The sequence below is a fragment of the Anaerolineae bacterium genome (genome assembly GCA_013178165.1).
Taxonomy (GTDB): domain Bacteria; phylum Chloroflexota; class Anaerolineae; order Aggregatilineales; family Ch27; genus Ch27.
In genome coordinates this window covers 66,619-93,207 of sequence record JABLXG010000006.1, presented here as the reverse complement: position 1 = coordinate 93,207, position 26,589 = coordinate 66,619, and the positions used below count along the sequence as shown (strand labels likewise).

At 59.2% G+C, this 26,589-nt stretch carries 19 protein-coding genes and 1 pseudogene; 13 read left to right on the top strand and 7 right to left on the bottom strand.

From position 1 onward, the window contains the following. Positions 1–71 precede the first annotated feature (71 nt). From HPY64_06695 to HPY64_06675, 5 genes are all read right to left on the bottom strand, one after another. Entirely contained in the window at positions 72–1,388 is a 1,317-nt protein-coding gene (locus HPY64_06695; protein ID NPV66816.1) for a hypothetical protein, read from the bottom strand. A 12-nt stretch (positions 1,389–1,400) separates the two neighbouring features. Next, entirely contained in the window at positions 1,401–1,700 is a 300-nt protein-coding gene (locus HPY64_06690) for an acylphosphatase (protein ID NPV66815.1), read from the bottom strand. 314 nt (positions 1,701–2,014) lie between these two features. Then, complete coding sequence (locus tag HPY64_06685) at positions 2,015–2,659, bottom strand: SCO family protein (GenBank protein NPV66814.1); 645 nt, start codon at positions 2,657–2,659, stop codon at positions 2,015–2,017. A 14-nt stretch (positions 2,660–2,673) separates the two neighbouring features. After that, the gene (locus tag HPY64_06680; GenBank protein ID NPV66813.1) at positions 2,674–3,150 is read right to left on the bottom strand and encodes a copper chaperone PCu(A)C; all 477 of its coding nucleotides are present in this window, start codon (positions 3,148–3,150) and stop codon (positions 2,674–2,676) included. 167 nt (positions 3,151–3,317) lie between these two features. Beyond that, on the bottom strand, positions 3,318–4,406 hold the full coding sequence (locus HPY64_06675) for a LysM peptidoglycan-binding domain-containing protein (GenBank protein ID NPV66812.1): 1,089 nt from the start codon (positions 4,404–4,406) through the stop codon (positions 3,318–3,320). Between the two features lie 334 nt (positions 4,407–4,740). On the opposite strand from HPY64_06675, the gene HPY64_06670 reads away from it, so the two are divergent. Both HPY64_06670 and HPY64_06665 read left to right on the top strand, forming a co-directional pair. Next, positions 4,741–6,462: an ABC transporter ATP-binding protein gene (locus tag HPY64_06670; protein NPV66811.1), complete on the top strand. Its 1,722-nt coding sequence runs from the start codon at positions 4,741–4,743 to the stop codon at positions 6,460–6,462. A 43-nt stretch (positions 6,463–6,505) separates the two neighbouring features. Continuing rightward, positions 6,506–8,302 (top strand): ABC transporter ATP-binding protein, encoded by a 1,797-nt coding sequence (locus HPY64_06665; GenBank protein NPV66810.1) that lies wholly within the window; start codon positions 6,506–6,508, stop codon positions 8,300–8,302. A 301-nt stretch (positions 8,303–8,603) separates the two neighbouring features. On the opposite strand, the pseudogene HPY64_06660 reads toward HPY64_06665, so the two are convergent. Then, positions 8,604–9,661: pseudogene (locus HPY64_06660) on the bottom strand (IS481 family transposase). A gap of 101 nt (positions 9,662–9,762) precedes the next feature. Between HPY64_06660 and HPY64_06655 the strand changes: the two are divergent. The 7 genes from HPY64_06655 (at position 9,763) to HPY64_06625 (ending at position 19,969) form a co-directional block, all read left to right on the top strand. Further along, complete coding sequence (locus HPY64_06655; GenBank protein ID NPV66809.1) at positions 9,763–11,235, top strand: hypothetical protein; 1,473 nt, start codon at positions 9,763–9,765, stop codon at positions 11,233–11,235. A 494-nt stretch (positions 11,236–11,729) separates the two neighbouring features. Further along, positions 11,730–13,940: a hypothetical protein gene (locus tag HPY64_06650; protein NPV66808.1), complete on the top strand. Its 2,211-nt coding sequence runs from the start codon at positions 11,730–11,732 to the stop codon at positions 13,938–13,940. A 5-nt stretch (positions 13,941–13,945) separates the two neighbouring features. Then, positions 13,946–15,250, top strand: a complete 1,305-nt coding sequence (locus HPY64_06645; protein NPV66807.1) for a M23 family metallopeptidase — start codon at positions 13,946–13,948, stop codon at positions 15,248–15,250. Between the two features lie 164 nt (positions 15,251–15,414). Continuing rightward, positions 15,415–17,490, top strand: a complete 2,076-nt coding sequence (locus HPY64_06640; GenBank protein NPV66806.1) for a hypothetical protein — start codon at positions 15,415–15,417, stop codon at positions 17,488–17,490. Between the two features lie 93 nt (positions 17,491–17,583). After that, positions 17,584–18,264, top strand: a complete 681-nt coding sequence (locus HPY64_06635) for a hypothetical protein (GenBank protein ID NPV66805.1) — start codon at positions 17,584–17,586, stop codon at positions 18,262–18,264. A gap of 74 nt (positions 18,265–18,338) precedes the next feature. Beyond that, entirely contained in the window at positions 18,339–19,118 is a 780-nt protein-coding gene (locus HPY64_06630) for a DsbA family protein (GenBank protein NPV66804.1), read from the top strand. Between the two features lie 125 nt (positions 19,119–19,243). Beyond that, positions 19,244–19,969 (top strand): S1 RNA-binding domain-containing protein, encoded by a 726-nt coding sequence (locus HPY64_06625; GenBank protein NPV66803.1) that lies wholly within the window; start codon positions 19,244–19,246, stop codon positions 19,967–19,969. A 108-nt stretch (positions 19,970–20,077) separates the two neighbouring features. On the opposite strand, the gene HPY64_06620 is transcribed toward HPY64_06625, so the two are convergent. After that, on the bottom strand, positions 20,078–20,593 hold the full coding sequence (locus tag HPY64_06620; protein ID NPV66802.1) for a vitamin K epoxide reductase family protein: 516 nt from the start codon (positions 20,591–20,593) through the stop codon (positions 20,078–20,080). A 254-nt stretch (positions 20,594–20,847) separates the two neighbouring features. Here HPY64_06620 and HPY64_06615 point away from each other — a divergent pair, with 254 nt between their 5' ends. The 4 genes from HPY64_06615 (at position 20,848) to HPY64_06600 (ending at position 26,587) form a co-directional block, all read left to right on the top strand. Then, entirely contained in the window at positions 20,848–23,169 is a 2,322-nt protein-coding gene (locus tag HPY64_06615) for a bifunctional (p)ppGpp synthetase/guanosine-3',5'-bis(diphosphate) 3'-pyrophosphohydrolase (protein ID NPV66801.1), read from the top strand. Continuing rightward, on the top strand, positions 23,166–23,891 hold the full coding sequence (locus HPY64_06610) for a TlpA family protein disulfide reductase (GenBank protein NPV66800.1): 726 nt from the start codon (positions 23,166–23,168) through the stop codon (positions 23,889–23,891). The genes HPY64_06615 and HPY64_06610 overlap by 4 nt, the downstream gene beginning before the upstream one ends. Positions 23,892–24,073: 182 nt before the next feature. Further along, the gene (locus tag HPY64_06605; protein NPV66799.1) at positions 24,074–25,330 is read left to right on the top strand and encodes a hypothetical protein; all 1,257 of its coding nucleotides are present in this window, start codon (positions 24,074–24,076) and stop codon (positions 25,328–25,330) included. Between the two features lie 168 nt (positions 25,331–25,498). Further along, the gene (locus tag HPY64_06600) at positions 25,499–26,587 is read left to right on the top strand and encodes a DUF3524 domain-containing protein (GenBank protein ID NPV66798.1); all 1,089 of its coding nucleotides are present in this window, start codon (positions 25,499–25,501) and stop codon (positions 26,585–26,587) included. Positions 26,588–26,589: the final 2 nt, after the last annotated feature.

Below are 26,589 nucleotides of genomic sequence, written 5' to 3'. Positions count from 1 at the left end.
TCTCTTGGCAATTCGGTCTGTTGGCCTGGAGTATAGCTGCAGGCAGCAGCAGCGGCAATTAGCCGCTATACTTACCCGGCTGGTGCAGCTTCCGGCATCGTCCCCGCCAGCAAAGCCACCTCGCTCAGCAGCACCTCGTATTCATGCCCTGAGGCGTAGAATTTGACGCTGGAGATGGCTACCGGTCGCTGATCCTGTGGCAGGAGCTGCAGCAGATTGCCAGAAGTGTAGGTGTACCAGGTATCTTTGTTGAGTTGTTCGTGATCCTGAGCGCACGTATCGCAGCGCAACGGCCAGCCTACCGCCTGATCGTAGCGGGTGTAAAAGCCGTGAATCCACTGCTGCTCCTGATCGTATTGGTTGCGGTAGCTGATCACGATCATAACCGGGCACTCGCTGCCACGCTGGCCGCAGGTGCTGAGCATCAGTGGCCGATCGCGGATCTGCATGGTCGCCCGCAGTTCAAGATAGTTGTATTGCGTGACCGGCAGTGGATCACTGATCGTGTTGAGGTACTGCAGGCAGCCAGTCTCCGCGTGGTTGTTGGCGGGCTTGCCTGGCTCTTCGACGCGGGTGATGTGCATCACCGAACGACCATTGATGATCTCGCGGCGGTAGGAGCCTTCGGCGGCGGTCGTATCATCACGCAGGGTGTAACAGCCCCACTCGGAGGACAGGGATGGGTCGGCGGGGTTGAAGGTGTCAAAGCTGCCATCCGGGAGGAGGTCGACCAGCGGTTGCTCCACCAGAATGGCGTTGGTTTCCGGTTCAATACGGCCGGTCATGCCTTCGGCGACATCCCGCGCTTCGTGGGTCAGGTTGATGATGACGACCTGCCCGGAGCGGTTGAACACCGAGAAGCGGTTAACTTGGCTGGTCAGGCTGTAACGGCCTGTGTTGCCCATGCGGATCAAGCCGTAAGGGGAGTGCACATCAAACAGGATGCGGCGGGGCAATTCCGGCACAATATCTACATCGATGTTGCCCTGGAACTGGATGGTGATGATGTAGGGCTGGCTGCTGAATTCAAAGCGCGGGCGTGTGGCGTCCCCGACGGTCAGGCTGCTCTCTCGATGCAGTGTGATTGAGGCGACTACTTCGCGGGAATAGGGATCGACAAAAGTGATGTATCCCTGTGAGGAACTGTCGGTGACCAGGTAGCTGTCCCGTCCGACGATACTGGACGAACGCACAGCCTGCAGACCTTCACCGGGATTGACTCTCACGCTGACGGTGTTGCGGCTTACATCCAGCGTGGTGATCAGAGAGACGGATGAGTCAAACAGGAACCAGTTGACTCCCAGCAGGAAGGCCGTTGTCAGCAGGCAAAAGATGGCTAGCGAGATGAACAACACCGTCCACGCCAGGCGGCCTGGATCTCGAAGCATCACACGCGCCTCTCAGTCCTCATAACCATAACGAACTTCAAAGCCTCTATAGCGATGGGTGGCCGGTAGCCATTGTACGTCAACCGAAGTGACCTGCGCTGAAGGAGAACCGCGGTACAGGAATTGGAGCAGCCGTTCCAGTTGTTCCCGCGGCCCTTCAGCGCAGACTTCCACCGTGCGATCCGGGCAGTTGCGCACCCAGCCGGTCAGACCAAGCGTTGTGGCTTCCTCCACCGTGTAGGCGCGGAAGTTGACGCCCTGAACCCGGCCATGAACTACCGCCCGCAATTGCTCGTACCGTGAAGAGTCCAACGCTCACCCTCCTGCCGGTCAGTGCGGTACAGCCCAGGCGGATCGTTGCGACCTCCGCTGCAAAGGAGGGATGTTCCCGCCGGGTGCCCTCTGACGGGCCGAAGGAATTATACTCGGTGCAGTCGTTCTGCCCAACGGGCCGGCGACAGGAGAACTGATCGACGATTCCGGCGGTTAGCGGAGCGAGAGACTAGCGACAAGAAGCCGGGCCACGAGCCAGGTCTGTGACGCAGCAGAATGCGTCCGGTCAGCGGGCGGTGTATGTCACCTGCACAGAATACTCCGAATCGCTGGCAGCCTTTGCCCGCAGGCATTCAAGACGTAGTGAGCAGACGCAGGAGTTGATCGGCGATGATCTGCGGGGGCGTGCGGTACGCGAAGATCATGCGCAATTGTCCTTCCGCGTCAACCAGGAAGGTGGACGCGGTATGGGCGACCAGATACTCGGCCTGTGTCTCTGGAACATCCTCCAGCTCGTAATAGACACCAAAGGTGTCTGTAGCTTCGTGCAGCGCGGCCTCATCACTTGCGGTCAGCCCGATGAAGGCGGGGTTGAACTGTGGCAGGAAGCTCGCCAGCCGTTCAGGGGTATCCCGGCGAATATCTACGCTGACGAAGACGAAGTGCACTTCCTGAGCTGATTCACCCAGGATGCGGGCAACCTGGCTCATTTCGGCCAGGGTCAGCGGACAGATGTCCGGGCAATGGGTGTAACCGAAGTAGAAGAGGGCGGGTTTGCCAACCAGGTCGCTTAGACGTGTGGGTTCCCCGGCTTGATTGAGCAGGGTGAAGTCCGCCAGTGGACGGGGCGGTTCGACCGGCTCTCCGCCGGGTGGTGGTGGAGTCATGGTTGGCCCGGCCACCAGTTGATCGAGCGCCGAACAGCCGGTTAGCGCCGCCAGGGTAATGATACTCAGCAGGGTGAATGTCAGGCCGCGCCGCCGCGCTACTCTCTGCATCGTCTTCCTCCCTGCTACGGAGCACGGATTTCCGCTTCGATGACCAGTTGCTTGCCGGAGGCGAATGTCAGGGTGAAGGACAGGTGCTCCCCGGCCATGAGATGGCGCTGCAATCCAATGAGCATCAGATGGTAGCCACCCGGTTCCAGGATGACCTGCCCGCCGGCGGGAATTTCCAGGCCATCAGGCAGGGGGCGCATCCGCATCACGTTGTCCTCCATCTGGGTGGCGTGAATTTCAACGGTAGTGGCGGCATCTGTGGCTACCCTGAGCAGGCGATCTGCTGCATTGCCGGTGTTCTCGATGACCATGTAGGCCGCACTGACGGCGCCGGAATGAGCATTGTCTCCGCTATGGCCGCTGGTCTGGGTTGACGATGCCTCAGCGGCGCGCGCCCAGGCGTCGCGAACGGCCAGAACGCTCTGACCGGGGCTGCAGGCAGCCAGCAGGGCCAATATGGACAGGCGAAGCAGCAAGCGCAGTGCCGGCATAGATGGGTTCTCCTCTTGGTCGTAGACAGGCGGCATGGCAAAGCGCTGCCGCCCACTGCTATTGATGCTATGGCAGGTGAAAAGGTTGCGCGAAGATAACCATAACGCCCCTGCCGGGTCAGTTCTGGGGTCGACAGGGGCGCTGGGATCAACTGGGAGATGCCTAGTTAGTAAACCACCCGGACGGGCGTCCCGACCTCCGCGAAGTTGAAGAACCAGTAGGCTTCATCGGTGGGCAGGTTCACGCAGCCATGGCTCATGGGCCGGCCGAAGTTGTTGTGCCAATAGGTACCATGAATGGCGTAACCGGCATAAAAGTACATCACCCACGGGACACCTGGCAGGTAGTAGCCGGGACCGGACATTGTCTGGGAGGTGAGCTTCCAGTACACGTTAAAGTCGCCGGTGACGGTTGGCGTGCCGGGCAAACCGGTCGATACGGTGACAACTCGCAGCAGTTGCCCATCCTGGTAGGCATAGATACGCTGGTCGCTCAGGTCCACGATGATCTGTTTGCCGTTAGCCACGGTTGGAGCGGGGCCGCTGGGCTGGCCTAGCGACGGCTCAAAGTAGGTGCTGGCTGCAGCGCTGCCGCCCGCCGGGATAACCAGCGCCTGGCCGACCAGAATATGGTTGGGGTCTACCAGGCCGTTAGCCTGGGCCAGGACGGGCCAGGAGAGGCCGTAGCGCCGCGCGATGGCTGAGAGGTGCTCGCCGGGCTGGACGATATGCGTGCGTGCCTGGCCGGTGTCTGGCGCAGTAGTGACGGTGGGGGCGGGGGCGGCTGGAGGCGGCGTAGCGCCGGAAGCTGCGCCAGTTGCTGCTGTCATGATAAGCAGTTGCTGGCCGACCAGGATGCGGTTGGGGTTGGCAATATTGTTGCGGGTGGCGATATCCTGCCAGGAGACACCGTACTGCCGGGCGATGGTGCCCAGCGTCTCGCCGGGGCGGACGACGTGATAGATGGGCGCTTCACTGGCAACCGGAAGACCCGGCGCAGCAACTGGTTCTGTGCCAGCGGCAGGGATGATCAACGCCTGACCGGCGTAGATTTGATTGGGGTTGGCGAGGTTATTGGCGCGGGCCAACGCATCGACGGTGATGCCATAGCGCAGGGCAATCCGGAAAAGAGTCTCTCCCCGGCGGACGATGTGCTGGTTGCCCTGAGCCGCAGCGGGAAGAGCCATGAGGATGAGTAGCGCCGTTAATGAGAGCAGCCACCGGTTAAGACGCAGGACAGTTCTGTGTGGCATCATCCGTTCTCCTCAAGTGCAATCGTGCTTTCGACACTCTAAAGTTACGATCGTCTGAGGCACGAGTCAAACAGCAAGTTTTTGCCTGGCCAGTCCAGGCTTACTATAATGAGCCAGTCGCTACTAAGCTCTCAAGCACTGATTTTACGCGTTTTCCGCTGCCCGGCTAGCCTGGGGTTACTACCTGGCCGGGCAGTACAGTTACCTTTCTGTTGGAGGGGGATTAATCTGCTGCCATAGCCTTTCGCAGTGGGACGATTCCGGGCTTGTCGGTTAGAGGGATACTGTGAAGACACTGCTGCGCATCCTGCGCTATACACGACCTTACCTGTGGGCGATGATTCTGGCTTACCTGGGAATCATCGCGACAGCCGTGCTGTCGATTCTGGTGCCACGAATTCTCGAAGATGTCATTGACATCGGGATCGAGCGTGGCGACCAGGCTTTCATGCTGCAGGCCGGCCTGCTGGTGGTGGGGCTGGGGGTGTTGCGCGGCGTAGCGGGTTTTCTGATGCGCTATTTCAGCGAGTGGTTGGCTAACAGAGCCGCCTATGACATCCGCAACGATCTTTACGATCATGTGCTGCGCCTTTCGTTCCGGTACCACGACACCGCCCAGACCGGGCAGTTGATCACCCGTGCCATCAGCGATGTAGATGAAGTCATGCGCTACCTGGCCTACGGGATGATTGACGGTCTGAATATCCTATCGCTGACGATAGGGGCTACCGCGATTATGTTTGCGGCGAATGTGCCGCTGGCACTGGCGGGGTTGGTGCCACTGATCCCTCTGGGGATCACAGCCTGGCGCTTTGGCTATCTGGTACGCACCCGCTTCCGTACGGTGATGGATAAGCTGTCGGTGCTGGGAGAAATCCTGGAAGAGAACCTGATGGGTCTGAGTGTGGTACGTGCTTTTGCCCGCGAACCGCACGAGTTCCGGCGTTTCAGCGCCGCTAACCAGGACCTCTATGATCAGCGGCTGCATCTCATTGGCACCTGGGGGACCTATCTGCCAGCCATGAGCCTGATTGTGGGGTTGAGCACGGTGCTGGTGCTGTGGCTGGGGAGCTGGCTGGCGGGGCAGCCGGGCAGCGGTGTGACCACAGGCACGGTAGTGGCCTTCAACGCGTATGTGTTATTGCTGGCGCGTCCGCTGCAGAACGTCGGTTTCGTGATTATGCTGACCACCCAGGCGATCGCCAGCGGCGACCGCGTCTTTGAGGTGTTGAACGCGCCGGTTGAGATCGCCAGCAAACCAGACGCCCTGAAACCGCGCCTGGAAGGCCATGTCCGGTTCGAGCATGTCAGTTTCCGGTACACGGACAGCACTCCGCTGGTATTGCAGGACATCACCCTGGAGGCCCATCCAGGCCAGGTGATTGCTTTGCTGGGAGCGACCGGATCGGGTAAGTCCACCCTGGTGAGCTTGATCCCGCGCTTCTACGATGTTTGCGCGGGGCAGCTGTTAATCGATGGGTACGATGTCCGCGATCTTGATCTGGATGCGCTACGCCAGCAGATCGGAGTCGTCCTGCAGGAATCGCTGTTGTTCTCGACGACGATCCGGGAGAACATCGCCTTTGGCCGGCCCGACGCCAGCGAGGAGGAGATTGTGGCAGCGGCTAAAGCCGCTAACGCGCACGGCTTCATCATGGCGTTCCCGGAGGGGTATGATACGGTGGTGGGCGAGCGCGGCGTCACGCTTTCCGGTGGTCAGCGCCAGCGAATCGCTATCGCTCGTGCGCTGCTGCTCAACCCCCGCATCCTCATCCTGGATGATTCTACCAGCAGCGTTGATACCCAGACGGAACATCTGATTCAGCAGGCCCTGATCAAGCTGATGGCCGGGCGCACAACCTTCGTGATTGCCCAGCGTCTGACTACCGTTCAGCATGCTGACCAGATCGTGGTGCTAGACCAGGGCCGGATTGCTGAGCAGGGCACTCATCAGGAGTTGCTGGCGGCGGGCGGTCTGTACCGCGACATCTATCATCTGCAACTGGAAGATCAGGAGCGCTTGCGGCGTGAGCTGTTGATGCTCGGTCAGGCGGGGTAGCTGCCTGCAGTTGCGGCGGGCAACGGAACAGGAAAGCAGTAGCATGAGCGCACGTGATTCGGTGGATAGCGACTTCAGGGGGTTTGACCGCAATGTCGCCAGCCGCCTGGCCGCATACCTGAAGCCCTATGGTACTGAACTGATCAAGGCCTTCGGCTATATGCTGCTGGGGGTAATCAGCAGCCTGGCCGGACCGGTCGTGATCGGACGGGCGGTGGATGACGGCGTCCGGCAGGGGGCGCTGGACATGGTGACGCTGTACGCGCTGGCCTATCTGGGCATGCTCGGCGTGGGTATGGTGGGTATGCGTGGGATGTTCAACACCATGGCCGCGGTAGGGCAGGGGATTATCCGCCAGCTTCGTAATGAACTGTTCGCTCACATTCAGCGATTGTCGCTGTCATTCTTTGCGACCTATGAGACAGGCCGGTTGATCTCACGCGTCATCGGGGATGTCAATGTACTGCGGGAGATGATCACCTTTGCGATCATCGGTGTTTTCCGCGACCTGCTGACGCTGGTGGGCATCGTGATTGTGATGCTTACAATCAACGCCCGGCTGACCATCGTGGCTGCTGTGGTTATCCCGATCATGCTGGCCATCGCTAATGTCTGGCGCGTCCATGCCCGCAAAGCATATATCCGGCAGCGCACGGCTGTGGCTGATGTTAACGCTGAGCTGGCTGAGAGTTTCAACGGGGTGCGGGTCATCCAGGCTTTTGCTCGCGAGGGCTACAACAGCCGCCGTTTCCGCCAGCAGATCAACCGCGAGAACCTAAACGCCGGGATCGCTACTGCGGTGATCGCCGGGCTGTTCTTCCCAACGATTGAGATGATCGCCGGCGTGGCAGTCGGCGTGCTGATCTGGCTGGGCGGTGGACTGGTGCTGGAGAACGCCCTGACCGCCGGGACGCTGGTCACTTTTGTGCTGTATATTGAGCAGTTCTTCTTTCCCATACGGATGCTGGCCCAGCGATACAACACCTTTCAGGCGACAATGGCCGCCGGGCATAAAATCTTCACCCTGCTGGACACGCCGGTGGAGATCAGGGACGCACCGGATGCCTATGAGTTGCCGCCAATTCAAGGGCATGTCCGCTTTGAAGACGTCAGCTTCAGCTATGATGACACCGTGGAAGTGCTGCACGAGGCGACGTTTGAAGTACCGGCCGGGACGACTGTCGCTCTGGTGGGGCATACAGGCGCTGGGAAGAGCACGATCGTGAACCTGCTGCTGCGGTTCTATGAAGTTGATCAGGGCCGGTTGTTGATCGACGGGCATGACATCCGGCGGGTGACCCAACAGTCGCTGCGCCGGCAGATGGGGGTTGTCCTGCAGCAGACCTTTCTCTTCAGCGGCACGGTGATGGACAACATCCGCTACGGGCGACTGGAAGCGACCGATGAAGAGGTCATTGCCGCTGCGCAGGCGGTTGGCGCACATGACTTTATCGTGGCGCTGGAACATGGCTACCAGACCGAGGTTCAGGAGGGTGGGGCGCTACTTTCGGTCGGGCAGCGGCAACTGATCGCTTTTGCCCGCGCCCTGCTGGCCGACCCGCGCATCCTTGTTCTGGATGAGGCGACATCCAGTGTTGATACCCAGACCGAACGGGTGATCCAGGAAGCGCTAGCCCGGCTCCTCAAGGGGCGCACGGCATTTGTGATCGCCCATCGCCTGAGCACCATTATCAACGCTGACCAGATCATCGTGCTTGATCACGGGCGAATCGTGGAGCGCGGGACGCACGCCGAGTTGCTGGCCATGGGCGGTCTCTACCGCAACCTGTACACCATGGCTTACGCAGACCAGGAGGAGGCAACCCAGGCTCCCGATTGACCTGCTCCATCCAGGGGACAGGGCAGGCGTGTCAGCATGAGGGAGCAGCCCGCAACGAAAGATGAGATCGGGAGGTCCGGAGACCACAAAACTGGCAGGCCAGGCTACCAGGAGGCCGAGATCAGGCTGATGGGTGGTGTTACCGCTGGAGCCGTCAGTCAACCGTTAGGAGCAATCTGTGCCTAAGCGCCAGGCCGCTTAAGCCATGCCGACCCGTTTTTACGAAGATTTGAGACTTGACCCAAAGAATATTCTACCAACTGAATAAAGACCATGATGATTGAGAGTTTTATATGTACTACTAAGCTTCTTGGCGAACAGTTTCCAGATAGGCATTGACCGTATCAATGGGGCGCTTGTCCAGATTGCGATAGCCGTGATGCGGACGCTGGGTGTTGTAGTGACGCAGCCAGGTGTCCAGGTCCTGCTGTAGCGCCTCCACCGTCTCGTAGAAGGTAGTGCGAAAGGCTGAGTGAAAGAACTCGTCCAGCACCGTGCGGTGGAAACGCTCGACAAAGCCGTTGGTCTGGGGTCGGTGCACGCGCGTGCGCCGATGCGCGATGTCGTTGAGCGCCAGATAGACTTCGTAGGGATGGCTGTCCGTGCCGCAGAACTCGCGCCCATTGTCGGTCAGCACCGCCGTGACCGACAGGCCGCGTTCCCGGTAAAAGGGTAAGGCGTCGTTGTGGAGCACGGCCACCGCCGCTTCGGGCTGCTGGGAGGTGTGCAGGAAACCGAAGGCATAGCTGCCGTAGGTATCCACTACCGCATGGAGGTAAACCTTGCCCACTCCTTTGAGCCGTCCGACGTAGAAGGTGTCGGCGCACAGCAACTCGCCGGGGCGACTGCTCTCCACGTGTCGTTCGCGAAAACACGGATTGGCCTTCTCAATCTGCGCTACCTGTTCAGCGCTCAACTCGATCGCCTGCTGCGCTGCTTGCTCTTCTAGCTTGAGCAGGCGCTCGTACTTGCTGCCCATGCCGTGCTTGATCAGAATGTTTTGTACCGTCGGTGAGCTGACCGACACCCCTTCCAACTTGAGCGTGTCACTCAGCCGCGTGCAGCCCCAGGCCGGATGCGCCAGGCTGAGCGCCAGGATACGTTCCACCACTTCCGGCGGCGTGGTGAAGGGATGGTCCTTAGGGATCGGCGGCAAGTCCTTCAGCCCCTCCAGCCCATGCGTCTGGAAGCGCTGCTTGTACTCGTAGAACTGGGTCCGTGACATGCCACGCTGACGGCACGCTTCACTCACATTGCCCAGTGCCTGCGCCAGCTCCAGCACACTCAACCGTTGGCGTGCTACTTTCTCTTCGGCGGTCATGGGTCTCTCTTCTTTTTGCTGCTGCTATTATCGCTCATATCTGTTCGGAGAGAAACCTAGCTGTACACATTAGTGGATTATAACGGACCTTGTAACTATAATCTCGAAAAGCCTCGTCTAGCCCACAAGAGGATACCATATGACGCGCATCCTTCCTTCTCAGCAACGATTCACAACAAGGGCAATTCTCCTCCCAAGTATACTTCTCATACAAGCCATCTCCCATCTGACTCTGCTTCACCCGTCTGCCCACTCAGGCCAGCTGGCGATCCCCTGGTTATTAAACCAAGGGCTAATGTTATTTGATCAGGTAGTTGAACAACATGCACCCGGTGGCTCACTTCTAGTAGCCCTTTTTCAACAATTACTACCGCTACCTCCGCTAACTACAGTGCAGCTGCTAAACCTAATTCTTGTACTATCGATGAGCTTGTTGATCTATGTTCTTACCTTTCAGCTGGAAGGAAGGCACGCAGCAGTATTTGCACTCATTTTCTGGACAATATGGGAGCCTGTCTATAATAACATCTTGTTTTATTACGATGCGTTAGTTGGCCTGTGCCTCATCTTGGCAACCATAATCTGGCTGAGGCTGAGATACCATGACCGAAGTTTTATAGCGCCTATGTTAGTAGGTTTGGTACTCGGCGGAGGGACATTGTTTAAACAACATGGCTGGATAAGCGTAGGACTGTTTGGGACATGGCTAGTATGGAATGAACGGAACCGAATATTCCCGTATCTCTTTGGTGTTTTGCTACTTCCTGTGATTTGCGTAATATTCTTTGCGATTCAGGGTCACTTGGAGGCCTATCTATATTGGAATTGGACATATAACTTGGCAGGATTGATGCCAACAGGCGAATTCAGCGGTGGTTTCTTACGCAAACTACTATTTACTGCAATTTTGGGGCTAAGCTATGTGGTTTTAGTCCTGCGAATGAAAGGTCCAGAGCGTTCTGTCCGTATACTGGTGCTGTTAATGGGGTTGGGAGGAACAACAACCCTGATTCCCCGAGGCGATGAATATCATGTTATGGGTGTACTGCCCATTGTGTCAGTTATAAGTGGTTCAGTTCTGAGTTGGATCATACCCTCGAAAAAAGAACTCAGCGATTGGCTACAGACAGGAGATCCAAAAACATCAATATTGTACGGTATTATGGGAGTTGTTGCACTGGCTTGGTCATTGACGATTGTTGCGCCTTATTTTGGTCCCAAGACAACACCTGCACATGACGAATTCTTACCACTGGCACAAGAGTTACGTACAATAAGCCAGCCTGGAGATACTTTGTTCGTGCTACCCGAAACGGATAGTACGCCCCAAATTCACTTACTGACGGAGATGCTTCCTCCTGGCTTATGGGTGAAGGGTTGGGCGTGGTATTTTGAGGCGCCGGGCGTAACCGAACGTTTACTCAATGAATGGACGCAATCTCCTCCAGACTACGTTGTGATATTTCCAGACCTGTTAGGTGCCGGCGCACCAGGCATTGTCCCATTGGTAGAGTTTGTGAACGCGAAATACGCTCAAGTAGGGGATGTGATAAACGTAGATTATCATGGCCCTGCGGTCATTTACCAATATCTTGACACCGTCAGACCATGAGCTTTCGACTGTTCTCTATAATGCGAATAACTATGAACACTTTCGGTGATGTCAGTAAGCTTCTGTAAAAAGGGGAGGCGTGCGCTATCCTTTTGAAATAGCGAATTCCAAAGAAAGAGAGCCACACGCCATGAATCAGAGAATGGCACCGAGCCAGCAGATCAAGCAACAACTGAGCAGCTTTTTGCAGGAGAGGCTCACGAGCAGTGAGGAGCAATCTGTGCCTAAGCGCCAGGCCGCTTAAGCCATGCCGACCCGTTTTTACGAAGATTTGAGACTTGACCGGCAGTAGACGAGCACTACTGCAGCTTGCAGGTCGCGAAATCCCTCTGGCTCCACCACATTTCTCATTGCCTTTACGGGTACTGTATGGGGTCAGGTTGCCCGTCGCTCCCCTTTCCAGTACAATCCCTCGCTAAGCCATACTGGGGCGTGCTTGCCTGCTGGCGCGACACGGGTGATGGCCGGCAGCGCTGAACGGTGAGATCACGACTATGATCGTTCGGGCTTTTCGCCTGACTGACAAACTCGGCAATGCCCTGCTGAAGGGGCTGATCTGGCTCAGCGAGGCCATTGTTGGCTATGCCTGGTTACTGGGCAGCAGCCTGGCTGCGCTGGTGATGGCGATTCTGGCAGTCGCCGCTTTTGTCGCTCAGGCGATCCTGACGGTGCTGAAGGTCATTGCGGCTGTTCTGCTGACACTATGGCAGATTTTGCTGCGGGTAACCGGGGGCGAGGCGGGTGGTTGGCCGTCCGCCTTGCCGGGGCGTCGCGCTGAAGGCGCAGAGGCGCGGCGGCTGGATAGCATGTTGCGGCGGGCGGAAGATCTCAGCGAAACGGTGGTGCTGGTTGAGGATCCGCTGAAGGCCCGCAACCGGACTTTAAGCGCGCTGCTGGTGGTCGCGCTGGCGGCGGTAGTGGGGCTGCTGATCTGGGCGACATCGCCCCGGGGCGATGTGCCGGTTATCCCGCCGGTGATCATTGCGCCGGCGGCAGGCGAGACCAGCCCGGCAGCAGAGTTCACACCGTTTGCTACGGCGGTACCCACCGTAACGCCCCGCCCGGAAGCGCTGCGGATCGGCGGCAGCCTGGCTTACACGGTACGCGATGGCGGGCAGGATGACATCTGGATGACGGTAATCGGCTTTGAGAATCCGGTGCGGATTACTGATCATCCGGACGATGATCGCGATCCGGCCTGGAGTCCCAATGGTCGCTACCTGGCCTTTGCCTCCCATCGTGACGGGAACTGGGAGCTGTATGTCCAGGATGTGCAGACGGGAACGGTCACGCGCCTGACCTATACACTGGGTTTCGAAGGTTCGCCGGCCTGGAGTCCGGATGGGCAATGGCTGGTGTATGAAGCCTACAACGAGGACAACCTCGACATCTATATCATCCGCGTGGATGGAACGCAGGGGCCGATCCGGCTGACTTACCACCCGGCTCCGGATTTCTCGCCAGCCTGGTCGCCTGGCGGACGGGAGATCGCCTATGTTTCCTGGCGGGAGGGCAACAAGGATATCTACATCCTGTCGCTTGACGATCCTTCCGAAGACCTGGCCCGTAACCTGACAGCGACACCCGATCTGCACGAAGACCACCCGACCTGGTCGCCGGACGGGCTGAGCCTGGCCTACAGCGCCCGCGTGGATGGCCTGGAAGCGGTTTATGTGCTGCCCGCGAATGGGGTAGCAGGGCAGGAGCCGGAACTCATCGACCGGGGGCGGATGCCCGCCTGGGCACCGGATGGGGGCAGCCTGGTCTACGCGATCGATCAGGGCAGCCGGACGCTGATTGTGGCCGGGATGTATCGATCGGTCGGTATGGTCACGCAGGCCGTAGCGCTACCCGGTCGGGGCGGCAGCCCTACCTGGACAAGCTGGCGGCCACAGATCGCACCACCCGGCCCGCTGGCTACATCCCAGCTGCCGTATACCGAGCAAATCACTTATGCGCAGGCCGAGCCGCCTTACTATCGGCTGGTGTTGCTGGGTGATGTACAGGCGCCGAACCCGTACCTCAGTGACCGGGTCAATGATTCGTTTGCGGCGCTGCGGGAGGCTGTCCTGCAAAAGACTGGCGAGGACTACCTGGGGAACCTGGAGGATGCCTTCTGGCCGCTGGATCGGCTGCCGGAGCCGGGGCAGGAACGCCTGAACTGGCACCTGACCGGGCGTGCCTTTGCCCTGAACCGCAATCTGATCTATGGCTTTCCGCCGCCTTTGGAGATCGTCCGCGAGGATGTGGGGGTCTACACATTCTGGCGTGTTTTTGCCCGCGCGGCGGTGCAGGATGGGCAGCTGGGAGAGCCACTGCGCGAACTGCCATGGGACTTCGCAGCGCGTTCCGGCGGTGATGTCAGGGCTTACGAGGAGGGTGGACGCTACCGCGGGGCGATTCCGGCGGGCTACTATGTTGACCTGACCCAGTTGTTTGCCGATTACGGGTGGTATCCACTGCCAGCGGATCGCAGCTGGCGCTATAACTTCGGTGGTGTGCTGTACTGGGAAGCAGTCAAGACTGACGGGCTTAGCTGGGAAGAGGCGATGCTTGAGATCTATGGCAGCGACGAACTGAATGCCTTCCTGACGGCGCCCACGGCTTTGCCGACACGCACTCTGGCCCCGCCGACGCCCACCCCGGCCCCGACCCGTACGCCAACACCTGTGCCGCCTGATCAGGGGGCGGGGGAATCGGGATAGGAACGATGCCGCTGAAGACACGCCAATCCAGCAATATTCAGGGCGCGCTCCTGCTGCTGGCGCTGGTCGGTGGGGTGGTGTATCTGGCGTTGCGGGAAGCGCCGCCTTCCTATGAGGTGGCGATTCCCGTATCGAACGGCACGCCGACAGCTTCCCAGCCCTCCTGGCAGGAGGTGCTTCAGCAGCAATTTGTGGCGGGTGCTACAGCGCTACCACAGGCGGCCTTGCCGACCGCTTCCTACGCACCACCGACCCTGGAGCCGACCGATCCGGGGCTGATCATCGCGCTGGAACCGACGCAGCTTTTCGGCACGGTGGTGCCCACGAATACACCGCTGCCCCCTCCGCCCAGCCCGACATACATCGGACCGACACCAGTTCCGCTGGCGACAACCAGTGGGGTCGAGGTGGTGAATGTCACGGGCAGCGAAAGACGCTGGCAGCCGCCCCCATTGCCGCTGCCGATTTCCCGCGATCCACGGGATCATTACTGGCTGGCCAGGCCGGTCGATTCAAGCGCTGTCAACTATGCGCTGTTTTACTACTCGTATGGCTCGGACGGCCCCGAAGATGCCTGGCGGGTGCATCATGGCGTGGATATGCCAAACCCGATCGGGGAAAGCGTGCGTGCTGCCGGGCCGGGCACAGTCATCTGGGCAGCAGATGGCTTCCGGGTGGAATTGCCTGACGGTAGCATCGCCGAGACGACCTATTCCTACGGTAACACTGTGCTGATTGAGCATGACTTTGGCTACCGGGGTCAGCCGATCTACACGCTGTATGCCCATCTTTCGGCCATCCTGGTCACGCGTGGGCAGCGGGTGCAGACGGGCGACATCATCGGTCTGGTCGGGGATACGGGTGTCGTGACCGGTTCCCATGTGCACTTTGAGGTGCGGGTCGGGCGGAATAGCTGGTATGCCGTGCGTAATCCGCTGCTGTGGATGGTTCCCTACGTTGGCCATGGCGTGATTGCCGGGCGGATCATTGGGCCGGATGGGGAATTGCTGGATGATCAGGATATCTCGATTATCGACCGCCGCACCGGGCGGGTGGTGCAAACAACGTCGTCGTATGTGCGGATGGACATCAACAAGGATGGCCTGCCGGACGTAGTAGCAGATGACGCCTGGAATGAGAACTTTGTGGCCGGCGATATTCCCGAAGGGCAGTATCAGGTTGTGGCCCGCATCGATGGTACGCGGGTGGCCCGGTTAGTAGAAGTCTACGAAGGCACCACGACCTTCGTGGAACTGTCTCCGCCAGAGCAGGCCACGCCCCAGCCCGCGTCTGATGGGACAGGCTCCTGAAGGCGTGGGGAGGGGATTCGTCAGGATATTGTCAGGCGGTCATCCCGCGCAGGCATAGCGTGGCACGTCTTCACGGGTTACACTCTGGTTGGGGATCGTCTGCTGTAATGAAGTGGAAGATCGCTGAGTTTCGAGCGAATGTCTGTTAAGGAGGCTGGTTCTTGATGACTCAGTTGAGACAACCGATCCGCCTGGTGGCGGCTATAGTGGTTATGGTTGGCATGATGCTGTCGATCTCCGGGGTGTTGCTGGCCCAGGAGGGGACCCGGCAGCTTTCCGCTGGCGTTCCTGTGACCGGGGCACTGAGTGGCGAATCGTTTGCCCAGACCTACTGGTTTGATGGCGTAGCTGGCCAGACAGTCACACTTTCTGCCTCGACGGCGGTGGAAGGGTTGGACCTGGCGTTGCTGCTGACTGACGCTGCCGGGAATCCTCTGGCGCAGGACAGCGATCCGCAGACCGCTGGATCAGCGGAGATTGCCGGCGTCCAGCTGGAGGCGAGCGGGCGCTACTACGTCACTGTGTTACGGATGACCGGCGCTGCTGGCGAGGAAACGGGTGAATTCTCGCTGACGCTGGCTACTGAAAGTGAGGAGCCAGCAACAACTCAACCTGTCCTGGCGGAACCGACCTTGGTCACGCTAAATGCAGGCATGCGGGTCTCGGTGACCTGGAACAGCACGGCTGATCTGGACCTGGAAGTCCGCGATCCCTATGGCAACAGCATCTACTGGGATAACCCGACGGTGGAGAACGCCGTCTTTAGCCAGAATGTCAACGCTGGCTGTGTGGCGCCAATCGGCGATGGCCCGACGGAGCGGATCGATTGGGCGCCCGGCGCAGTGCCAACGGGCAGCTATGAGATTATCGTCTATTACATCCAGGGCTGTGAGGATAACGCGCCGGCGAATATCACGCTAAACGTGACTGTTGACGGCGCAACCCTGGAACCGGTCAGCGGTACGTTGCTGCCGGGGCAGGAGTTTCTGTCCAGCTTTGTCCTGACGACTTCGGGACAGGTCGAACAGGGGCTGAGCGGCATCAACCCCGGCACAGTGCTGACTAATACATCCGCCTATCTGACCGGCCAGACGCCGATTAGCGCGGATGAGAGCGTCAGCGGCATCATCGACTCGGACCGCGTCTACGCCGCTTACAGCTTCACGGGCAAGACCGGTGACATCGTGACGGTGCGCATGGACGCTACCGCCGGGAATCTGGATGCTCTGCTATTCCTGCTCGACTCCAATGGCAACACCGTGGCCTTCAACGACGACGCATTGAACGCTGATACGACCGACGCGGAGATCGCCAATCAGACGCTGGTGAGCGACGGTGTCTATACCATCGTGGCGACACGCTACGGGCGCGAGTTTGGGGGCACGCGGGGCGCTTATACGCTGACGTTGAGCGGTAGCGAGTTCGAAATCCCGCCGGCGCTGGCGGCGCTTGATTTGCCAGCTGGCAGTATTGAGGTGTCGTTGCTGTGGAATACACGGGCGGACCTGCAGCTGCTGGTGCGCGATCCTTCCGGCGCGGCAGTCTATGATGACCTGCCGCGCAGCGCCAGCGGTGGCGTGCTGGCGGAAGATGGCAATGTCAACTGTGTTAACCCGACCACCAGCCCGGTGTCGTACATCTACTGGCCCTCGGATCGTTTGCCGCCGGGCACTTATGAGGTTGAAGTCTGGTACCAGAGCAGCTGCAACGACACATCGCCGGTGACTTTCAATCTCACCGTGCGCGTGAACGACCGGGTGATCATTGCCTCCAATGCCCAGCCGGTTCAGGGCCAGGTGTACCTGACCACCTTCACGGTGGATGTAAATGGTTTCGCGACTGCCGGGGCAGGCGGTTTCATCGGGGATAGTTCCATGATCGATGTGGGCAGTGCGCTGGGCAGTGCCATCCCGATCAGTTACGGCGATACGGTATCTGGTACGATCAACCAGACAAACAAATTCGTGCTGTATACCTTTGAGGGTGAAGCGGGCGATCAGGTGCGGATCGGTATGGACGCCACCGCCGGGACGCTTGATCCCACGTTGTTTCTGCTGGCGCCGGAAGGCGCCCAGCTGGCCAGCAACGATGACGCGGTGCTGAATGAAACGATGAATTCACTCATCGACAATTTCACGCTGCCGGCAGATGGGACATATATCATCGTGGCAACTCACTACGGGGTGCTTTACGGCGGGACAAGCGGGACGTATAATCTATCCATTGTCCGGCTCAATTAGGCCCTGCAGGGGGATGATTGAGCGGGGCAGGTATGCCAGCCTGCCCCGTTTGCTTCCGCTCAGAGGTGTCGGGAAGAACCAAAAGGAACGATCATGCACGGGATGAAAATGTTGCCACTCTTGCTGTTGGGGTTGTTGGTGCTGGGGGCGGGCTGCCTGCCACAGCCAACACTCCGTTCGGACTTGTTCTTGGATGATACCAGTGTGGTTACAGGAGAGCCGTGCGCCGCACCCTGCTGGCGGAACATCACGCCGGGCGAGACCAGCTGGACGGAGGCTATTGAGATCATTCGGGCTGATGACAGCCTGAGCGATCCAGAAGTGAATACAGAGGAACAGGGTGTGGTGCAGGCGCTGTGGCAGAAAGCTGGCAGCAACCAGTATTGCTGCCGTTTGCTGGCCGACAGCGAAAACGACCCAGTGAGCTATGTTTTCCTGGCGCTATCGCCGCGGACGATTGTTGACAGCGTGATCAGTGCCCACGGCGATCCAACCTACGTGACCACCTTCCAGTTTACCGATGCGGAATCGGTGGTTCAGTTGATTTATCCGGAAGTGCCAATGGTTGTTTCGGTGCTGGTAGGTGATGCGCAGTCGTCGTTGCTGGCCAATTCCACGGTGGTTGCCGTGTTGTACATGTCTCCTGAGGAAATGGCGCTGATTCTGGATACCACGGAGTTGCAGGCATGGGCTGGCTACCAGTCCTATAGCGCCTACAGCCAGGCGACGCCCGTGGTAACGCCGCGCGTGACGCTCACGCCCCCGCCTCAGTAAGCTTCAGCTGGTATTGCTGGCGGTTTGTGGGTGGCCTACCTGCTGATCGATCATTGCTACGAAGGAGCCCAGACATGATGGAACAGGAACACCAGTCATCCGGGATGCATGAACAGGAGGACCGTGGGGCATCGCGGGTGGTGATGGTGCTTATCACCGCTGTGCTCTTCTTTGTGCTGGGATATGGCGCGGCCTGGCTGGCGCTGGGGACGGCTGTTCAGGGACAGGCCGGTCTCCGTGAGACCGTGCGCACAGCAGTCGCCGAGTCGTTTGCCGCACTTGATCTCCGGGCAGAGGCTGCGCCGACACAGGAAGCACCAACTGTTCTGGAGGTCAGCGTCGATGATGATCCGGCGTTTGGGCCGGAGGATGCGCCGATCACGATTGTGGAGTTCTCCGACTTCCGTTGCGGATTCTGCGGGCGTTTCCACGCTCAGACATACGGGCCGTTGATGCAAAAGTACGAAGGGCTGATCCGCTTTGTGTACCGCGATTTCCCGGTTGTTGGTGGGGAACGGGCGGCCTTAGCCGCTGAGTGTGTTCATGATCAGGGCGAGGACCTGTTCTGGGCGTACCATGATGTGCTGTTTGCCAACCAGCAGTCGCTGACCAGCGATGAGGCGCTGGTGTCACTGGCGGCGGATCTGGGTGTGGATACCGAGGCGATGGCGACGTGCCTGGCCGACGAATTGCATGCCGATGAGGTGCAGAAGGATTTTACTGATGGCATGGCGCTGGGTGTGCGCGGAACGCCAGCGTTCTTCATCAACGGTCGCCCTGTGATTGGTGCACAGCCGCTGGCTGTTTTCCAACAGATCATTGATGCCGAACTGGCAGCGCCGGAGGCTGGCTAGTGACCTTTAACTGTGCGGGTAACTGAAAAAAAGCATTGCTGCAGGCCCGGCTGGTGAGTATAATACACGCTCGTCTATCGGGCAGCGCACAAAAAGAACAACCGAAACGCAAGGAGTTTTCCGCAATGGCTGTGAATAACGGGGACAAGCCGACATCCATCAACGACCTGAAGCCCAAGATGGCACTGACTGGCGTTGTCAAAAAGGTTGAACTGTTTGGGGCGTTTGTTGATGTGGGTGTAGGCCAGGATGGTCTCCTCCATATTTCGCAGCTCAGCTCCGAGCGCGTTCGTAACGTTACCGACGTGGTTCAGGAAGGTCAGGAAGTCAACGTCTGGGTCATGAACGTTGACCGCGAAAAAGGTCGCTTCAGCCTGACGATGCTCCCGCCAGCCAACTTGAGCTGGGACGAGATCAAACCCGGCGCGGTGCTCACCGGCAAGGTCGAACGTGTGGAACGGTTCGGCGCCTTTGTGAACATTGGCGCGGAACGTCTTGGTCGTATCCATGTCTCCGAGCTGTCGTCGGATTATGTCAGGAATCCTGAGGATGTCGTCAAGGTAGGCGACGAGGTTACTGTCAAGGTCCTGAAGGTTGATCCGCAGAAGCGTCAGATCGACCTGAGCATCAAGGCGCTGGAGACACCGACCGCTAATGTGGTTGAGGAAGTAGAGGCGGAAAACGAGCATATCCCGACCGCGATGGAGCTGGCGCTGCGCCGGGCGATGCAGGGTACCGACCTGGAGAGCGAACTTGCCCGCCAGCGCAACAAGAAGCGCAAGAAGAGTGCCGCGGTCAGCAAGCAGCAGGAGGACATTCTAGCGCGGACGTTGCAGCAGCGTAAGCGCTAGGGGTGGACAGGTTCGGCAAGCGCTGCCCGCTTCTGTCGAACCCGGGGATAACAGTAGGCGACGCTCCTCGGAGCGTCGCCTTTTTGATCGACTAACGTGCGTTTCCGGCTAAATGGCGGGGTTGCGCATGAACTGCACCAGGCGGATGGTAGCAATAATGAACACCAGCGTCATGAGGATGGCCGAAGTCACGCACCAGGTGCAGATGGTGTAGATGAGGAACAATTCGGTGTAGGTCAGGTATAGCGAGAATAGAAAGCCAAAGAGCGCCAGCCCGAAGATCAGGGCGTGGCTATACTCGCGGAGAAATACCGCCCGATCCTGAAAGATCCACAGCAGCAGGATAGCCAGGTAGCCGGCAAATCCCAGTAGCGCTACCGGGATGCCGATTATCCTGGCGTACACACTGTTCTGGACGAAGCCGCAATCGATAGCCAGCGCACCCGGCTGGCCGATCGCGCCTTCGGTGCCGCCGGGGCAGGAGGTCGGGATGCCAGAGAGTTCCGACCAGCTCATATAGGCGGCAACCAGCAGACCCAGAAACGCCAGAATGATCCCGGTGATGCGCAGCCAGCGACCAGTAGTCTCGGGGGCAGAGCGTTTAGCGCGAGGGCTATGTGTCATCGGTACATCCTTTGGAGGACATGCAGGGTACAAGGGTATTGTTGGGCGCGATTATAGCACGGTTGCCGTCGCAGATGGTCGCTGCATGTGGGAAGTTGCCCGGCGCAGCGCTACCGCTGACAGGCGCTTCGACCGGTAACAGACCGGCTATCATTCCAGCATTCTCTTGTGTGCCCTATTCCTGCGCATTATACTCTAGCTCGAAGCATGAATCGTCGCTGCCATAAGTAGATGCTGTGCCGGGTAATGGCTCTATGGACCTCCAACAACTGCTGAGCAGCCTGTCCAATCTGACGCCTGCAGAAGTGACGCTCATTGAGCGTGCCTATCGGCGTGCTGAGAAAGCGCATGAAGGCCAGATTCGGCGTTCGGGAGAGCCGTATTTTGTTCATTGTGTGGCGGTAGCCCATATTCTGGCGGAACTGAATCTGGATGGCACAACCATCGCTGCGGCACTTTTGCACGATACAGTTGAAGACACCGACCTGACGCTGGAAGATATCGAGCGTGAGTTCGGGGCGGATGTGGCGCGCCTGGTCGACGGCGTGACCAAGATGGAGCACCTCCCGACGCAGGTTTCCGGCAAAGACCGCGACCGCGAAGCGGAGTTTCTGCGCAAGACGATGCTGGCAATGAATGACGATGTACGCATCGTCCTCATCAAGCTGGCTGACCGGCTCCATAACATGCGCACCCTGGGATACCTTGAGCCAGAACGGCAAATAGAGGTAGCCCAGGAAACGATGGACATCTTTGCCCCGCTGGCCAACCGGCTGGGCATCTGGCGCATGAAGTGGGAACTGGAAGATCTGGCCTTCCGTTATCTGAATCCCAAAGCCTACCGCGAGATCGCCACCCGGCTTGATGAACGGCGGGCTGACCGGGACAAAGACCTGCAACGGATCATTGAACATCTCTCCCGCAAGCTGGAAGAGGCCAACATCAAGGCCAAAGTTACCGGACGCCCCAAGCACATCTACAGCATCTATCGCAAGATGCAACGCAAAGATGTCTCCTACGAGCAGGTTTACGACATCCGGGCGGTGCGCGTGCTGGTGGACGATATCCCGACCTGTTACCAGGTGCTGGGGTTGGTGCATTCGATCTGGCGCCCTATTGCCGGTCAGTTTGACGATTATATTGCCGCGCCTAAAGACAACTTCTACCAGAGCCTGCATACCACGGTGCATGACGAGCAGGGTCGATCGCTGGAAGTGCAGATCCGTACCTGGGAGATGCACCGCAACGCCGAATACGGGATCGCCGCCCACTGGCGCTACAAGGAAGGTAGCAAGCGGGAAAACGAGGCCTTTGAGCGGCACATCAACTACCTGCGCTACCTGATGGCCTTCAAGGATGAAGACGAGGAGATCAAGGACGCGACCGAGTTCATGAATACCCTCAAGTCGGAGGTATTCCAGGATCGCGTCTATGCGTTCACCCCCAAGGGTGATATCGTCGACCTGCCCGCCGGGGCGACACCTGTGGACTTCGCCTACTATATCCATACCGAGATCGGCAATCGTTGCCGGGGCGCCAAAGTCAATGGCGCGCTGGTTGGGCTGGACTATAAGCTGCGGACGGGCGACCGTGTTGAGATTCTGACGGCCAAGCGTGGCGGCCCCAGCCTGGACTGGCTCAGCCCGCACATGGGTTATACTGCCACTACCCGCGCTCGGTCCAAAATTCGCCAGTGGTTCCGTAAACAGAATCGCGACAATAACATTGCTGCGGGGCGGGTCGCGCTGGATCGTGAGCTTAAGCGGCTGGGCCGGGCGGATATGTCCTACGATGACGTCGCCGCGCTGTTCAAGATGCGCACTGACGATCTACTGGCGGCCATCGGCCATGGGGATATCAACAGCGGCCAGATCGCTTCGCGCATTCTGGAGGCGGAACGCCGCATCGGACGGGAAACGCTGGAGCGCGAGTTGCGGTTGCTTGGCCGGACGGACATGAGCTATGAGCAGGTGGCTGCTCTCTTTGGCTTCCAGCAGGCGGAGGACCTGCTCTCGGCAATTGGCTACGGTGACATCACTGGCGAGCAGATCAATGAGCGTATTCGCGCTCATGAGCAGCTCAAGGCGCTGGAAGGCCCCGATCAGGATGTTCCGCTGGATGCCTCCGATGGGGTGGAGATCGAGGGCAGTGGCGGCGGCCTGCTGATCAACCTGGCTCGCTGCTGCAATCCCACACCGGGCGATATGATCATTGGGTATATCACTCGCGGGCGGGGAATTACGGTTCACCGCAGCGACTGCAAAAATGTGCTCAATACCACCGAACCTGACCGGCTGATCACCGTCAACTGGCGTCGCACCGAGCAGCGTGCCCGCGCCTACCCGGTGCCAGTCATGATTGTGGCCTTCGACCGGGAGGGCCTGATGCGCGATATCGGGGCCGTGATCGCTGATGAAAAGATCAATATGTCCAACGTCAGCATCACGACCAAACAGAATATCGCCACCTTTCTGGTCACCATGGAGATCGCAGATGTTGACCAGTTGACGCGGGTGCTGACCAAGATTGAACGCCTGCCAAATGTGGTCAAGGCGCATCGCCGCACGGCTGTATGAGGATTTACGCGGAGAAGCGGGTTGTGGGGCAGGCGGGCAGACGTATTCCACCCGTGTTCTGGTTGCTGATGGCGGCGATGGTGCTCTTTCCCCTGAGTCTGGTGTCAAGCGGCCAAGGGAAACTCCTGGCTCAGCCGGTTGCGACGGCGCAGCCTCCGTTCCTGCCGTTGCCTACGCCACTGGCGACGCGGGTTGGCGATCAGAACTTACAGGCGTTAACCGCTGAGGTGGCGCAGGCCAATCTGTCAGCGGGCGCGACGACGTTCTGGGCCGGAGGCAGACTCGGTGTGGATGCACCTGTCGATCTGGCAGTGACGATAGGTGAGAAGCTGCCCGCTTTTGGCTTGATGGCACGGGATGGGCAACCATTTGAGCTGGATCTGGTGGGGAAGCCGCTGCTGCTCAACTTCTGGGCGTCCTGGTGTGAGCCTTGCAAGGTGGAATTCCCGCTGCTGGTGGCGGTAGATGGCGACTCGGCTTCGCCGTTTCGGGTGGTTTTTGCCAACGTCTGGGATGAGGCGCGTTCCTACGAAGACTTCCTGGCAGCGTATCCGGAAGATATCCCGGTGGTGATTGACTCTAGCGGCATGTTGCCGGGACTATATGACCTGCACTACATTCCGGTGTCTATCCTGGTGGACGGGCAGGGCATTGTGCAGCTCATTCAGCGCGGGCCAGTCAATCGTGAGGTGCTGGTGCTGGCTGCAGTACTGGTATCTTAGATGAGGTCTGTCCGGGCCAGTGCAACGCTCACCTTAACTTACCAAAACTACTACATTTCACAATACGGTATTTGGCCAAATTATACTATTCTGTTATACTGTGCACAGGAACGGTGTGCTGGTTCAGGCATCTGCTGTGTCGAACGATTTGCTTGTCTGAACGGGGGTATAGAAACAGGACGATGTCTTACCTCAGGTTGATCCAGGCAGCGCAGACAACCCTTCCGCAGACGCTGGCGCGCTGCAATGTGTTGATCTTGCATCCGCAGTTCCGGTATCACAATCCATTTATCGATATCCTGCTTGCCGCGAGCCAGGGAAAAGCGCTGCATCTGACCCTGTCTGAGCCGGGGACTACGGCCCCGAAGCTCTGGGAGAGCCTGGCTCATGAGCTTGATCGGGTGTACGGAGTCACGCTCTCGCCGTTCACTGACGTGGACATGGCCGCGCAGGCGCTCAGGGATGCGATCCGCCCGCTACAGCGGTTATTGGTCATCCTGAGCGCGTACGATTATGCTGCCGAGGACGTGCATCTGCTGGTGGGGCGGCTGGCCTCTGCGCTGGCGGATGAGGTCGCGTTTGTGCTGGATAGCCGGGCGTGGCCAAACACGCTGATTGGCAATCTGGATTCGCCGCAACGGGCGGCGTTGGTGCCAGTCTCGCCACAGGACATGCTGCTGGATTACCTGGATCGCGACCCGAATCGTGTGCTTCTGGAAGTGCATGCCCTCGGTTCCGGGCAGGTGCTGGTCAACGGCCGCCACATTGCGCAGTGGGATGGCGCGCTGCCACGCGCGTTGTTTTTCTACTTTGTTGATCGGGGCCTGGCTACCCGTGATGATATCTTCATGACGTTCTGGCCGGAGCTTTCCACCCGCGAGGCAACCAACGTTTTCCATGTCACCAAGCGCAAGATCAGCGAGATTCTGCAGGTCGACCTGACGGTCTATTCGTCGGGCTTCTACCGTCTGGCGCCAAACATCGATCTGTATTACGACGTGGTGTCGTTTGTGGAAGCCGTGCAGGAGAGCGCGATCGCCGAGCCGGACGAAGCGGAGGAACTGCTCAGGCGTGCCATCCGACTGCATGAGCGCGAATTCCTGACTGATTTTGCTCAGCCATGGGCGGTGCGACGCCGGGAGGAACTGCGCAGCACCTATGTGGACGCTCTGGCCGGGCTGGCCCGGCTGCTAGAGGATCGGGGGCAGATCGACGAGGCGCTGGGCCTGTATAGCCGCGCCTTTGGCGTATCGCCGCAGCGCGAGGACCTGGCCCGCCAGCAGATGCGGCTGTACGGACAGGCCGGGCAACCCGACCGCGCACTGGGCGTCTATCATCGCCTGGTGACCGAACTGAAGACTTCCCTGGGAGTCACACCCAGTCCGGAAACTGTTGCACTGGCTGAGGAAGTGCAAAGAATCGCTCCGGCGGCCTACTAACCGGGGCTGGTGTCGCGTGACCGGAGAGCCGGTGTAGTGCCACAGGCTGCAGAGGCTTTCTGCCCAGGGAGGCAGCACCACATCGTGTGAGGACTACAGCCACATTGTCCGTCTCGTAGTTGCGAGGCGTGATGGTGTGGCTTTGTGTTGCTGGATTGAGGTAGAGCGGTGCACGTCTTGCTTATCGAGCCGTACGGCGGCGGTTCCCATGCGGCCTGGATGGAGGGTTACCGGGCGCACAGCCGTCACACGGTGACGCTGCTGAGCCTGCCGGGGCAATACTGGAAGTGGCGGATGCAGGGCGGGGCGGCCACACTGGCTCGCATGTTCCTGGCTTCTGATGTGCAACCGGATGTGATTCTGGCCAGCGACATGCTCAATCTGCCGGCTTTCCTGGGGCTGACGCGGGCCAGAACCGCCCACGTGCCCTGCGCGCTCTATTTTCACGAGAACCAGATCACCTATCCGATGGCGGCGGGCCAGCGCAAAGAGGTGCACTTTCAACTGGGGCTGATCAACTACCTGAGCGCACTGGCGGCTGACGCACTGTTCTTCAACAGCCAGTATCACCTGGAGAGCTTCTTTGAGGGACTGCCCCGGGAACTCAAGCATTACCCGGATTTCAACGAACTGAACTCGATTCGTTTGTTGCGTCAGAAATCCTCGGTTTTGCCCCTGGGCCTTGACCTGCGCCGATTTGACGCTTACCGACCTTCAACACAGCGGAGCGGCCCACCATTGATCCTTTGGAACCACCGCTGGGAATACGACAAGAATCCACAGCCATTTCTGAATGCGCTGATCCGTATGGCCGAGGCAGGGCTGGCATTTGAGGTAGCGCTGACCGGCGAGAATATCCGTCAGTATCCGGAGGAATTTGAGGTGGCGCGTCAGCGGCTGGGCGAGCGAGTCGTGCAATACGGGTATGTGGAAGACTTCTCCGCATACGCTCGCCTGCTATGGGCAGCAGATATTCAGGTCAGCACCGCCTACCATGACTTCTTCGGAGCCAGCACCTGCGAGGCCATCTACTGCGGATGCCTGCCGCTACTGCCAAAACGGCTCAACTACCCGGCGCTGATCCCGCCTGCCTTTCATGATCTGTGCCTGTACCTGGAAGGACAGGTTGGCCAGCGCCTGGCCGATCTGGTGGCACGGCCCATTGCAGCGCCGCCGGCGCTGCGCGAACATGTCAGCCAGTTTGACTGGACGGTTCAGGCCCCGCGCTATGATGCGGCGCTGGCTGCCCTGGTCTGAGG